15 protein-coding genes are annotated in these 12,822 nt (G+C 63.5%); all 15 read right to left on the bottom strand.

Going from position 1 to position 12,822, the window contains the following annotated elements; all coding sequences use genetic code 11:
• Positions 1-2,280: transglycosylase SLT domain-containing protein (locus A5622_RS29935; protein WP_156752794.1), on the bottom strand; the 2,280-nt coding region annotated here is incomplete at its 3' end.
• A gap of 16 nt (positions 2,281-2,296) precedes the next feature.
• Complete coding sequence (locus tag A5622_RS01095) at positions 2,297-2,575, bottom strand: DUF5361 domain-containing protein (protein WP_066876114.1); 279 nt, start codon at positions 2,573-2,575, stop codon at positions 2,297-2,299.
• A 140-nt stretch (positions 2,576-2,715) separates the two neighbouring features.
• Positions 2,716-3,015: a hypothetical protein gene (locus tag A5622_RS01090; RefSeq protein ID WP_066876112.1), complete on the bottom strand. Its 300-nt coding sequence runs from the start codon at positions 3,013-3,015 to the stop codon at positions 2,716-2,718.
• Positions 3,016-3,144: 129 nt separating this feature from the next.
• On the bottom strand, positions 3,145-3,759 hold the full coding sequence (locus A5622_RS01085; RefSeq protein ID WP_066876120.1) for a hypothetical protein: 615 nt from the start codon (positions 3,757-3,759) through the stop codon (positions 3,145-3,147).
• Between the two features lie 68 nt (positions 3,760-3,827).
• Positions 3,828-4,229 carry a hypothetical protein gene (locus A5622_RS01080; protein ID WP_066876110.1) on the bottom strand — a complete coding sequence of 134 codons (402 nt, stop codon included), beginning with the start codon at positions 4,227-4,229 and terminating at the stop codon, positions 3,828-3,830.
• Complete coding sequence (locus A5622_RS01075; protein WP_066876108.1) at positions 4,229-4,528, bottom strand: hypothetical protein; 300 nt, start codon at positions 4,526-4,528, stop codon at positions 4,229-4,231. The genes A5622_RS01080 and A5622_RS01075 overlap by 1 nt, the downstream gene beginning before the upstream one ends.
• Positions 4,528-4,863 (bottom strand): hypothetical protein, encoded by a 336-nt coding sequence (locus A5622_RS01070; protein WP_232002810.1) that lies wholly within the window; start codon positions 4,861-4,863, stop codon positions 4,528-4,530. The genes A5622_RS01075 and A5622_RS01070 overlap by 1 nt, the downstream gene beginning before the upstream one ends.
• Positions 4,860-5,546 (bottom strand): hypothetical protein, encoded by a 687-nt coding sequence (locus A5622_RS01065; RefSeq protein WP_156752793.1) that lies wholly within the window; start codon positions 5,544-5,546, stop codon positions 4,860-4,862. Before A5622_RS01065 ends, A5622_RS01070 begins: the two co-directional genes overlap by 4 nt.
• Positions 5,547-5,551: 5 nt before the next feature.
• The gene (locus A5622_RS01060; protein ID WP_066876105.1) at positions 5,552-6,376 is read right to left on the bottom strand and encodes a P22 phage major capsid protein family protein; all 825 of its coding nucleotides are present in this window, start codon (positions 6,374-6,376) and stop codon (positions 5,552-5,554) included.
• A gap of 29 nt (positions 6,377-6,405) precedes the next feature.
• The gene (locus A5622_RS01055; RefSeq protein ID WP_066876104.1) at positions 6,406-7,020 is read right to left on the bottom strand and encodes a hypothetical protein; all 615 of its coding nucleotides are present in this window, start codon (positions 7,018-7,020) and stop codon (positions 6,406-6,408) included.
• A gap of 67 nt (positions 7,021-7,087) precedes the next feature.
• The gene (locus A5622_RS01050) at positions 7,088-8,548 is read right to left on the bottom strand and encodes a phage portal protein (RefSeq protein ID WP_232002809.1); all 1,461 of its coding nucleotides are present in this window, start codon (positions 8,546-8,548) and stop codon (positions 7,088-7,090) included.
• A gap of 15 nt (positions 8,549-8,563) precedes the next feature.
• Positions 8,564-10,102, bottom strand: a complete 1,539-nt coding sequence (locus tag A5622_RS01045; RefSeq protein ID WP_232002808.1) for a large terminase — start codon at positions 10,100-10,102, stop codon at positions 8,564-8,566.
• 129 nt (positions 10,103-10,231) lie between these two features.
• On the bottom strand, positions 10,232-10,690 hold the full coding sequence (locus A5622_RS29930) for a hypothetical protein (protein ID WP_066876100.1): 459 nt from the start codon (positions 10,688-10,690) through the stop codon (positions 10,232-10,234).
• Between the two features lie 695 nt (positions 10,691-11,385).
• Positions 11,386-12,042: a hypothetical protein gene (locus A5622_RS27720; RefSeq protein ID WP_082994503.1), complete on the bottom strand. Its 657-nt coding sequence runs from the start codon at positions 12,040-12,042 to the stop codon at positions 11,386-11,388.
• Complete coding sequence (locus tag A5622_RS01035) at positions 12,039-12,740, bottom strand: glycosyltransferase family 2 protein (RefSeq protein WP_197507921.1); 702 nt, start codon at positions 12,738-12,740, stop codon at positions 12,039-12,041. The genes A5622_RS27720 and A5622_RS01035 overlap by 4 nt, the downstream gene beginning before the upstream one ends.
• Between the last annotated feature and the right edge of the window lie 82 nt (positions 12,741-12,822).

Genomic DNA, 12,822 nt, shown 5'->3' with positions numbered 1-12,822 from the left:
AATGCCGGCCTGCTGCGCCCCCTGCGGGTTGTCCTGTGTCTGTTGCGCCTTTTCCCCTGTGGTGACCGCGGCGGCCATGTTCGGCAGTTTCGGCATGAACTGCGACGGGTCGGTTTGGAAGAACCTGGGCACACCGAAAGGCATCAAGATTTCCGCTAGCGCGTCACCGCCGATGCCCGCCAACTGGAAGCCGTACTGCACACCGCGTTTCGCCATGTTGGCGCCGATGCCGATCAGGAACGATGACGCCGGCCCGGCGGCCTGCCCGCCGGCGCCGAAACTGCCCGCGGTGGCCGCTGCGGAGATCGCCGTGGCCGCCGCGGAGGCGGCCTGGTCGATCAAACCGTTGATCGCCTGGGCGCCCATCTGCATGGCGCCAGACCACAGCGACGTGCCGGCCTGGCCGCCGCCGCCCGCGCCCGCGGGGATGTAGCCCTGTGTGCGTTGATCTTTGCCGCCCGGGGCGCCCATCGCGGCAAGCCCGGCCGAGTCGTCTGGTGCTTGTCCGCCCATGAGGGACGACAACGCGGCCGCACCGTTCGGGCCGGGTGATTCGCCAGACCCCAACGGAGTGTCGCTTGGTCCGGCGCCCATGCCCGGCATGCCCTGCATGGCGTTCTTGGCTTGGTCCTGTGTCAGAACGATTTCCGGCTGGCCGCTGGCGTTGTTGATTAGCTGCATGCCCGGAGGCAGCACACCGCCGTCGTCATAACCCTTCGGCGGAAGATTCGGATTCGCCTGCTGCACATTGCTGATGTGGCCGTACTGCGATTTGATGTATCCGATCCCTGCGGCGATATTCGCCACCGGATCAGTGATACTGTTCGACGTCCCGGGGACGTGGTAGGCGTTGAAAGTGCCGGGAATGGTTTGCATTAACCCTTGCGATGGGTGCCCGGCCGCGGCGTTGCTGTCCGACAGGTTTATCGCATTGGGGTTACCGCTCGATTCCCGGCCGATCAATGTTTTCAGGCCCGGCTTCCACGAAGCGTCAGTGCCTGTTAGCGCGAGCGCCTGATCGATCCAGGCATCGAGACCGCCACCGCCAGACGTTAACCCGCTAGGCGCGGCCGAAGGCTTGCTCTGCGGCGCGAGCGCCGCGAACGGGTCACCCGACCCGGGAACCGCCGTATAGCCCGGTTCCACCGCCGGCGCCGAACCGGGCAGCGGGATCACCGACACCCCGGGCTTCGCCGGGATCGGCGACTGGGCACCCTTTGTCGGGTCAGCGCCGCCCATGAAGGGGGCCGCCGCGCGATCCATCAGGTTGGTGCCCGGGATCAGTGTGTTAAACCAGTCCTTGGCGTTGAAACCCTTCTTGCCCTGCACCTGGTCAAGCACACCAGTAGCGGCGCCATGCCAGCCGGGCATAACCGTGTCCAGCGTGGCGAGCGCCGCAGCCACCGGGGCGGCGGCCTCCCCGATAGCCGCAAGAGCCCCGGAGATGCGGCCCGAGTTCCCCGCCAATGCGAGGAAACCGTCAGTGGTGCCCTTGATGTCGTCCTTCAGTGACGAGATTTTCTCCTGCAGCGGAGCGGCCTTGTCCGCGATATCTTTAACCGCGCCGCCGGCTTGGGTTTGGCCTACCGCGTTCAACGCGTCCGCCAAACCGTTCAGCGCGCCCGCAGCGTCCTTGTCCTTAAACGCCGCGACGGCGTCGTTCAGACCCTTGAATCCGTCGACGGCCGGGTTGATCCAGTTCTCAATGTTGCGGGCCGCATCCCCCAAATAGGGGACGTTCTGGATCGCGTCGTGCAGCTCCTCGCCGACCTTTCGGCCAGCCTCCTTAGCGACCCCAGTGATAACGCCCTCGAGGGTGATGCCGGCGTCGTTGGCGGCCTTGTCGACCATGACAACGACCTCTTTGCCGAACTCCTTAAAGGCATCGCGCGCCCGCTTGGTGTCGACCTTCGGCTCTATCGGGGTTTTGCTGACATCATCGCCAGCCTGCTTGGCGCCCTTGTTGATTGCCTCGCGGACCGTCTCGCCGGCTTTTGTGGCGCCCTCGCGGACACCCTTCTCGATAGCGTCGCCGGCCTTCTTTCCCGCCTCCTCGCCGGCCTTCTCCGCGCCCTCCGTGATGGCGTCGTGGATCGTCTTTCCGGCCTTGGTGGCGCCCTTGGAGATGCCCTTGTCGAGTGCGTCGCCTACCTGCTGGCCGACCTTCTCGGCCTGCTTACCGACGCCGGTGATCTCGGCGGTGATCTCTTTCATCGCGTCGCCGGCCTTCTTGACCGTCAACTCGATGTAGCCCGAAGCGAGTTTCACCCCATCAGCCATAAGAAATCACCTCCCGTCATTCACCTGAGAACAGGGCATCCAAACGCTTTGCCCTGTCCGATGTTTCGCCGCTGCTGCGGCCAAGCAGTTTCCGCAACTTCGACCTAGCAACACCCTTGCCTGGCGGGTGCACCCGACGTCGGTTACCTTTCACGCCCGGACGTTTGATCGGTTCCGGCGCGTTGCGGCCCTTCTGGCCGTCCTTTGTTTTCGCCCACTGCAGCCACCGCAAGCAGTCCGCGATGACGGCGAGCAGCATGTTGGTCAGAGTCCAGCCGGCCTCGTCGGGATGCATCGCCTTGTACAGCTCTGTCTCGCAGTCAGAGCGTTTAATGATGACGATCAGGTCGCGCCAGTTGAACCAGTCGCATGGAGCCCACCGAAGCCGCAGCCCGAGTTTGATCAGGTCGGCTTCTAACGCCTCGCCGTGTTCGTCTATGACGTCGACGAGGCCGAGGATTCCCCCACTTCGAGGCCGGACTGCTTCTGCATCTCGCGCAGCAGGTCTTGCGTCTTGTTGCCCGGCACCTGGTCGAGGATCGCCAGATCCTCCGCCGAGAACGCCCACTCGAACACGCGCCACATCTGCTCGTTGTAGTTGTTGCGCGTCTCGCGGATCAGGCCCATGGGGATCACCTGCAGGGACTTGAACGTCAGTGTCTTCTTCTCGGTGCCGCCATCCTCGGTGGGGATTTCGACGTCGAGAGTCAGTGGAGCGGTGGGGTTTTCGGACATGATGCAGCCTTTCGCGCCGAGATGGTTTGCAGCCGGGGAATTTAGGTGGCCCGTGGGGGGAGCGGACCCCGGCTGCATGGAGAAGTTCTCCCCCCACGGGAGTTCGAGCTGTACGCCCAAAAGCGTTGGTTACGAACCCGCGACCACGCGGCCGTTGTCCGACCACGAGTACATGAACTCGCCGTTCTCGTCCTGGAAGCACTCGACCGTGACCTTGTACTCGATCGTGTCGGAGTGGACGATCTTCACGTCGTCGATCTCGGTGATCTGGCCGTCCGGGATGTAACTCCGGTACTTCGCCGTAACCGTGTCGCCGTCACCGAGGCTGGTGTCGATCGTGTCGATCACCCACGACAGGTGCGGCAGACGCTTGGCGTTCTTCTTGACCTCGACGATCTCGCCGTGCTCCGCGGTAGCCGGAACGATGGTCACGTTGGCCGGCCCGTTGATCGCCTTCAACACCTCGGCGTTCAGCGACTCGAGGAACACCAACTGGACGGACTTGCCGACCTCGGTCTGCAACACCTTGACGACCTTGCCGCCGAAGTTGCGTTTCTTGTCGATCTTGCGTTCCGAGGACTCGGTGAACCCGTCCTCGCCGACGTCACCGAGGTTGATGTACGCAACGTCCAGCACGTCGAACGGATTCGGCAGCGACGGGCCTGCGGTGCCCACTGGGGCCGCGTAGATGCTGCCCTCGGCGGTCGGTTCCGCCGCGTAAATGTTCTTGTCATTGACGGCCATGGCCATGTGCCCCTTCCAGGCAGGTTGCAGCCAGGGTCCGAAAGGGAAGATATGTATTCGGTTGTGGTTTAGGGAGTTACAAACTGTGCCCGGAGAAGCACATCAATAGTTGTTTGAAAACGTGGGGACGAATCCCCCGGATCGTCGAACCGTGACGGCTCGCCAACAACTTTCACCTTGCGAACGCCAAGGTGGTGGTAGATGGAGTCAACGACATAGCTGCGGACGGTCTCGCACAGTTCGCCGGCCGCGATCTCATCAACGTCCCAGCACTGGAAAATCAGTCTGCGCCAAGAGAACACGCGCGGCTTATCTGTCGTGCCGGCCGGCGCCGTCCAGATTGTGACCAGCCGGTCGGGGCGGTCACCGGGGACGTTACTGGCGACACGGACGTCGGCGTCCAGGCATGAATCAAGGTAGTCGCGGTAAACCTTCGCCGCATACGGGTACGTTGACCTTGTTGCGCTCATCAGTCGCCGGCCGCCCGGTAGAAGTTATTCACAAGCGTGTTGTGTTTCGCGTTCTTCGCCATCGCCTCTGCGGTCGCGGTGATAACGGTCACACGGAAGCTTTTCTTGCGCAACGGCTTCGGGCCGTCGCTGGACACGAGGTATCCGTCCTTCTCCGCGCCCGTCTCGGCTGCGCTGGTCCCGTCGGCTTCGTTGCAGGCCTGCGCGACGGCACGCATGCGGGGAATGCCAACCTCGTTGATGACCTGGGCGACGATCGCGCCCCAAGCGTCCTTCTCGGTTTTCACCTCGTACGCCATCAGCCAGTCACCCGCTGCAAATGCACGCTCACGCCAGGCGCCCAACCGTGCCAGCCGTTGCGGCAATCAATAATGCCGACAACGTAAAACGGTTTCCCGTCGTCGATGATGAACTGGTCCTGCACCCCGACGTCCATCGGAACGAGAGTTAAATCAACGTCCTCGATGTTGCGGCCAGTGAACCCGTCCCTCTTCCCCAGGTCTCCGAGATTCGGCTTGGCCCGCACTGACCAACTGAAGGCGTCGACGGCCACCGGGTCTGCGTGCTGCGCAACGTCGTTGCCCATGGCGTCCTCGCCCATGCCGGTGAACTTGCTGTACAGAACCTGCTTCACCAGGCCGCCCCGCCGCCGAAAACGCTGAACGGCCAAGACGGGTAGTACCAGTTCGGCCCCATCCAAATGCGTTGCTCGTCATCCCAGCGGGCGATGATTGACGTGCCGGCCATTGGGCGGTACGAATACGCCTCGGCGAGTTCGTCGTCGGTGAGAACCGCGGTCGACGACACCCACGCGGCGCCCGAAGCGCGGAAATCAGCGCCGGCAGTCAAGTCGGTGAACTTCGACTCCGGGGAACCGATGGGCACCGACAAACGTCGCGCCACGATCGACGCCACCGCCACACGCACAGCGTCCGGCACAGGCGGCGCCACATAACTGACGTTCACTATCTCCCCCGACGGCAACGCCCGATGGCGCGAGCCGTGCACATGCCCGACACGCAGCCGCGCGCCGTCGGAAGTCAACACCGACAACGCCCGCCCGACACGGTCTTCCACCGTGACCGGATCGTCATCCTCGTTGGCGGGGGTGTCCAGCAGCGTGACCCAGCCCCCGACAACGGTGCACTGCACCCGGACAGGGCCGGGCTGGAAATCCCGCCCCGCGGCGCGAATGAACGCACGCTGCACCCGCGACAACTCACTCGGCAACCGAGTGCGCTGCGCAGCAGGTATAGCGTCGACGTCCGACAATCCGAGAACTGTCGCGACGTCGGCCGCGGCGGCGAGATCAACCACAGCGGTTAGCTACCCGAAGCCGGGTTGAACACGGTCACACCCGCGGGGCGGACCACCTTCGCGCCGTACACGTGCAGCATCCGAACGCGGTCAGCGAAGCGGTCCTGCGCGCGCAGCGCCTCGACCTCGTCGATCTGCGACACGTAACCAATGGACTGCGAGTCGAACAGCACGAACTGCGGCTCGTCCATTTCCGGCAGCGAGTTCGACTCCACGATCCGCGAACCCAACAGGGAACCGATCGTGCCGGCACGCAGGCCAGCGGTGTCGCCGGCCTCGTAGAACGTGGTCAGCTTCGACGCGGCGGTCCGCAGCAGAGCGGCGAACTCGGCGTTCACAACGGTGACGCGGCCGAACGCGGGAGCGTTGGCCTTGGTCAGCACCTTGTGGGCCTCGTTCAACAGGTCGAACGCCTGGTCACCCGTGGTGGGCAGGCTGCCCGACACCTCGGTGCCGTGCGCCACCGCAGCGTTCGCGATGTACTTGTCCGAGTCGACGGCCAGCGCCTGCCCGGCCGCGGACACGTAGGACGCCAGGTCGCCGGCGGCCTGCTTGCGGTCGATGTCGTCGACGTAGAAGTCGATCGACTTCTCCTGGTCAATCAACAGGTCGACGCCGATGTCCGAAATCGCCTCGGCCGACGTGGTGCGGTTCGCCGCGGCGTAGTCGTGCACGGTCGGCACAACGACACCCGCGATCTTCACGGTGTTGCCCTTGGTGGCCAAACCTTCGTAACTGCGGTTCACCAGCCCGGCGAACACGGTCGCGTTCTGCCACGCCTGAAGCAGCGCGCTGCTCCACAGAGTGGGAATGAAGTGATTGAAAGCCATTGCCTTCTAACCTTTCCTGAGAATGTTGGTTAACGACCGATCAACTTGTCGAGTCGGCCTTCTTGGTAAGCCTTCAACTGGTCGGCGGGTGACAGCTTTTTCAGCTCGGCCTCGCTGGTGATCTGTTTCGGCCCTTCCACGCGGTCGCCGCCCTTGACGGTCGACGTGGATTCGGTAGCGGGAGCCTTCACGCCCTTCAACGCGGCATTGACACGTGCCTCAACGTCAGCGAGGTAACTGTCAGCCGCCGCGGTCATCTCTTCCTGGTTGGCGCCAATCACATACCGCGGGTCGACGTTCTTCACCCGGGCGACCTCGGCGCGGATACGCTCGAGCCGCTCAGACTGAAGTTCGTTGCGCAAGTTGGCGAATTCGGCCTTCGGATCGAAATCCTCGGCGCCATCGCCACCGGTGAACGCTTTCGCGAGCGCCCGAAACTTCTCGGCGTCCGTGAAATTGTCCTTCGCGCGACGTTCCCAACGACGCTCCTCCTTGTGAACAGCCCGCAGGCGGTCCAATTCGGCGCGTTCGTCAGCAGTCAACCCGGCAGCAGAATCGCTGCCCGAGGCGTCAGTGCCCTGCTCGGTCGCCGTGGCGGCGTCCTCAACAGTGCTTTGTGCTTCACCAGAAACAGAGTCAGACATAGCGTCTCCCTAAGAATTTGCGTATCGCAAACGGAATTTCCGCCCCATACCGGGGCGACAACACGAACTAAGCCGCCGAAGCGTCCTGTTCGGGAAGTCTCTTATCGGACACCGGGCCGGTGTCCTCGGCGTCATCCACCGCCGGATCGACCGCAGCCGCCGGCGCCTTGGCTGCCTCGAGGGCGCGGTCGGCCGCGTCCTGCTCAATCTCATCCGGGCTCATACCCAAAATAAGTCGCTGAATCGTGGTGAGAGACAAGCCAGTAGCGCGCGCACTCATCGCCGCCGCATACTTCTCGCTCAACATCACCCGCGCCGGATCCTCGAAAGCAGCCTCGACCCGGTCCACCTTGTCGAATCCCTCAACCTGCAACGCAATCAACAACGCCGACTCGATAGCCAACTTGACCGCGTTCACACGCTGCGTGCACTTGAAGATGAACGACTTCTCCGCGTTCTCCGCGCCGGCCGCCGTCTGATTCGCGCTGTCCGGCACAAGCATCGGCAACGGCGTCTTCGACACCGCCGACAAGTGGCGGATGTAATCCTTCACCGCGGCCAGCATCGGCGCCGTATCCGTCGACTGGCTTTCCCACACCGACACCCCGGGCGGCAAATTCCACAACGCCGCCGGGTGCGGCTCAAACAGCTTCGCCCAGTCGATCGCGTTGCCCTGCTGATCCTTCTGCGGCAACCCCGGGTGGTCTTTGTCCTGGATCTGCAACGCGCGCTGCCGAAACGCCTGCATCGCGAACGTGGTCACCTGATTCAGCACCGCGCGGTTGATGCGGTTGATGATGTCGATGTGCGGCTCGAACTCGCCCATACCGTCCGCGTTGTGATACACCACCACAGGCGGCGCAACACCAGTCTCCACCGCATCGGTATCCGCTTCCCACCCGCCGGACGCGTAAGGCACCAGCAAGGTTTGGTTCGCGTCCGAATAGCAGGCGCGGGAGAAACGCTGCTTCATCTTGTCCGCCCACACCAACGCGTAGTCGCGCCCCTCGTCGAGGTCACGCCACACGCGCAGCGCGGCACGGATCTGCCACGGCTGCAACGGATCAACCGCCGCGATCATCGTCAACGGAGAATCCGCGGTGATCACCGCCGACCCGTCATCGTCATTCCACACCGTCAAATACGACGACCCGAACGTCGTACCAAACTTCGCGAACTCTCGGATCACCTGCTCGATACGGTTGTTAATCGCGATCTGCTCAAGAGCTTTCGCCGCGCGCGACCGCACACTGCCGCCCACCGTGAGGCCACTCATCACGATGCGGTCACACACCGCGTCACGAATCAACAGGCCGAAATTGGTGCGCGACTCGGCCTGGAAGTCGCGCCACGCAGTCTCTGTGTCGCGGGACAGTTCGGGTAGCGGAGCGTTTCCGTTCACGTAACTCTCGAGCAGCAGATAACGCATCCGCTGCCGGTCCATGCGCTGAGATAGCCGTTGAAGCCACACCTCGGGCGTATCGCCGATCCTGGGCACATCGCCCGAATACGCATCAACGTCAGTCAAACGATCCACCTCCTATCAACGAATCTTGAACGGCACGTACACCGTTGGCCCAGGCTTCGCGCCGCTACGCCGCGCATCAAGGCACGCCGTCCACGCCAACGTCAAAGCGACCGCGGCGTCGATCTTGTCTATCTGCCGGCCATCCGCCTTCTGCGGAACCCACAACGCCTCGCCGTGATCGTCACGCACCCGCAACTCGTTGCGGCCCGTGTTCCCCATGTGCCGAAACAGATCCGGCCGGTAAGGTCCATCGCCGAACGTGATCGCACTGCTGTCAACAGCTTCGGCGAGTGCGCGCACCGCGAACGCCATCATCCGATGCCTGTTCGTGTGCCACTCAATGATCTGGTCCGGCCACCGCTGCGACCACCCGGCAACCGTTTCCGTCCAGTGCGGAGGGTCGCAATACGCGCGCCACACCTTGAACCGGCGCATCGTGTCCGCCAACAGCTCGGTCACCTCGGACTCCGGGACCGTCCACTCTTCGACGTCGTCCGGCCGCTCCCACATGCCAAGCAACTCAGACAAGCCAGACTCGATATCCACCGCCACCAAGGCGGTCGAGTCACGGAACCGGGCACCGTCGAAACCGAGCGCGACGAACGCGCCATCCTTGATACGGGCGGGCCGGCACAGCGTGTCCCGCACATGCGGCATGTTGAACGCCTGCGACTCGCCTTGACGCCAACGGTTCAACCACACCCGTTCCCAATACGCGCGGTCCACGCCCTTGCGGTCCCAGTCGCGGGCGATCCGCTCAAACTGACCAGGCGCCCACTCCCCAACCGGGCCGGTAGCCTCCGCGACCGCGGCGACCCGTGCTTCCACGGTCGTCAAGTCGCGGTGTTCCTCGCCCGCCCAGCGGGAAAAGTAGAAGAACGTCGGGTCGGACTTTTTGCCGGCCGCGATGTCCTCGGCGTCGAGCCGCAAATCTTCTTCGATCGACCCCTGGCCGGGCTTGCCGGCGGTGCTGGTGTAAAGCGTCCACGGATCCTCTTGCGGCCGCTTCGGCAAGTTCTGCAACATCGTCTCGTGCGCCTCGCGCATCCGCGGCAAAAACAGGCGGTGCGCCTCGTCGATGTGTTGGAACGTGGTCAGCGCGCCGTCTCGGCTGCCCGGGGCGCCCGATACCGACACCGCGCGACCATCCGCCGTGCCGTTCGCACCGAGCCGCAGGATGCGCTCGTTGCCGATATCGAACAGGTCGGCGTCCTCGCAACTCTCGAGGATGAACTTGACGAACGCGTAGCAAAGTTCGTCGGCCTGGTCTTTCGTGTCGGCCAACATCGGAATGTACGGGCTGTTGACAGGTCTACCCTGTCTGAGCTGCCCATTTGCGTCGAACCCGTTGAACCGGACCGGGGAATCCGGGTGCAACTCCGCGCAAACAATCCACGCAGCGAACGACGTCTTGCCGACGCCTTTGCGCATCTCGAGCGCGACGCGGTTGTAGACGCGGTTGCCGGCCAGCGGGTGCCCCAGCGGGTGCACCTCGTACATCGAATAGACGAACGCGCGTTTCTCGTCGTCGATCCGCGCCGGCTGGCCCGCCAACGAGCCCGGGCCGAACGTGAACCGCTCCTCAATGAAAGCGGCCACCTGCGGCCCCAGTGTCGGGTTAGCTGACGCCGTGTCGAAAGGCGGCACGCACAGAACCGCCATTTATGCGGTTGACCTGCGGTTTTACTGCACCAGGCGTAGTCGCGGGTCGGCGTCCGGCGCCGGCTGCTCGGCCGGCGGCGGCTCTTCCGACGCGCGGCGCTTACGCCCTTTGCGCTTCGAATCTTCGGTGGCTTCGATCTGCCACTCGAGGCGGCGACGCGCCAACGGGTTCGTCCCGTACTCGGCGTCCGCCTTCTCGAGCCGGACCTGCGCTTCCGCGCGTTCCTTCGCTGTCCCGGCGAGCCAGAAATCGTTCATCAGCATCGCGACCCGGTACAGGCCGTTGATGTCCATGTCGACGTACTCGGTGGCCATCGGCGATTCCCACAGGTCAGACCACCATTGCTGGGTGAGTGGGTGCCAGGCGATGCCGTCGGGCAGCGGCGGCGCTTCGATTTCGTGGTCGACGCTGAGGGTGGCCCGGGTGCTAGCCTTGTTGCGGCGCGCTCGGACGGATGGGTCTTTCAGGTGTGCTGGCATGGTTGGCCTCCCGTTGCGGGATCGAACGTCCGTTCGTATCGAACAGGTGTTCGGTGATTTGGCGTGCGTCGCTATTTGACACGGTAGCGAACGCCTGTTCGATTTATGCATAAATATGCGGGGAAGCGTACACAGATGAGTTTGTGCGCCCGGCCGGTGAACTTTTTACCCGGTACTAGGGGTCCCCTGCACCCCTTTTGACCTGCGACGATTCGGGAAAGTATGTGTTACCGACGCTGGCGATGAGCCCCGGGTATTCGCACGCGCGTTCGATTATGCATAAAATTCATGCTTTATGCATTCATGCATGCATAGTCCTTATTAGACACGAACTCGGGCACTATCCGAACGATTGTTCTATCGAACAGGTGTGCTACTCAGTCTCGACTCCATCGCCTCGGCCTGCGTCTTCTGTTCGTGGTGCGGTCGGCACAACGACCAAAGGTTGTCGTCGTCATCGCTGCCCAAGTTGTCAATGTGGTCGACGTCGACAGCTCGGGCACCACAACCAGGCACACAGCACGTCCACCTGTCACGCTTGAGTATCCGCAGTCGTATCTTGCCCCAGCCCCGCGGCCGGCGGCGTGTCCTGCCGTCCCAGCGCACGCTGTGTGTAGGGCAGCAGCGCACACCACCAGGCACTAGCTCGGTGCATCCGTCCGGGTGTGAGCAGTACTTCGGTGCACGGCCTTGGATCATCGCAACGCCAATGCAGCAGCATGGCCACACCACGTGGCACGCTGGCCTGTACGCCACGCCACGCGCCCTGGTGGACGAGGTGCACCGTCACGATGCCTAGCTATTACTGTGGGCTCGTCTGCATGATCCACCAGCGACGGCCATGTGTACGCCACGGACATGCCCTGCGCAATCACCCACCGTGATATCGCTTCATCAATCGGCAGTCTGCATGCATGCGGCAGCGACGTGTACGTCAGCATTGCGTCAACCAGTCCTGTGCGTACAGCAACACCCACCGCATGCAATAGGCGATTACCTACGAACCAGTGCGCATCCTGATCGGCGGCAACCCGCGCACTAATGGCGCTCTGGTATTGCGGCGGCCGCATGCGGCCCAGGTACAGCGACACCACCGGTGAGGGTGACACTTTCAGCGCCGCTTCGAGCTGGCAGTCGAAGTCATCTACGGGTAGCGCGTCGTCCTCGAGGACAACGGTCCAGTGTGAGTGCGGGTAGTTGGCGGCCAACTGCCGCCACACGGCGCGATGGTTGCCTTCGCAGCCGAGCGCGCCGTCGTCGATGCTGACAACTTCCGGGCGCACCCGGTCGGCAAGGTAATCCACCATCTCGGCGCGGCTGATATGCCCAACGACGCCGACAGTGTGGCTCACGCCGATGCGCTGCCCGTCGTTAGCGCGCGAATCTGGGCGGGCGTGGTAGCCCGCTCATAGAGTTGGTAGCGCCGGCGGTTAGCGTCGGTGGCTGCACGATCGGCGTCCGTCGACTTGGCGTCGCGGCGCGCTCCTGTCGCGTGGTACAGGTGATAGGCGGGTCCGTCGACGAATCGGATCGGGCCGCAGCAGATTTCGAATGCGCGTTGCATGGCGGTGTCGTCCCACCAGGCGCCGCGGAACTGTTCGTCGTAGCAGCCGATCTGCGCCAGCGTTGCCCGCGAAATAACGTTGACGGCGCCGGTGGATTTCCGGTCACCGTTGATCTGAACTGCGTTCGCGTTCTGTGGCCGCAGCAGGCCGGCGCGCACTAGGGCGGACTGTGTTTCGTTGATTTCCATGAACTTGGAGAACGGAATCACCAGTCCGGGTTGCGTTTGCGCCAGCATGATCGCCGCGTCGACCTGGTCGTAGTCGATGATCAGGTCGGCTTCTGCGTATACAAGGACGTCGGCGTCGACGAGGTTGGCGGCGCGGTTGTAGGCGCGGGATCGGTTGAACTGTCCGGGTTCGCCGTCATCGACGACGCGCACCGGCCACGGTGAGTCGTCCCAGTGTTCGCGCACGCGTCGCAGGTTCTGGATTCGGTACGGGTCGATTCCGCGGTCGCGCCACGGGATGATGATGGCGGCGGTCACAGAAGCGCGAACGCTTTCTTCTCGCCGTCTTCGCCGATCTCGTAGGCGTTCCAGCCGTAGTCGGCGCAGGCTTCCTCGAAAG

It is taken from the genome of Mycobacterium sp. 1245801.1, assembly GCF_001673055.1.
Classification (GTDB): Bacteria; Actinomycetota; Actinomycetes; order Mycobacteriales; family Mycobacteriaceae; genus Mycobacterium; species Mycobacterium europaeum_A.
This window is presented reverse-complemented; position numbering and strand designations above follow the sequence as displayed.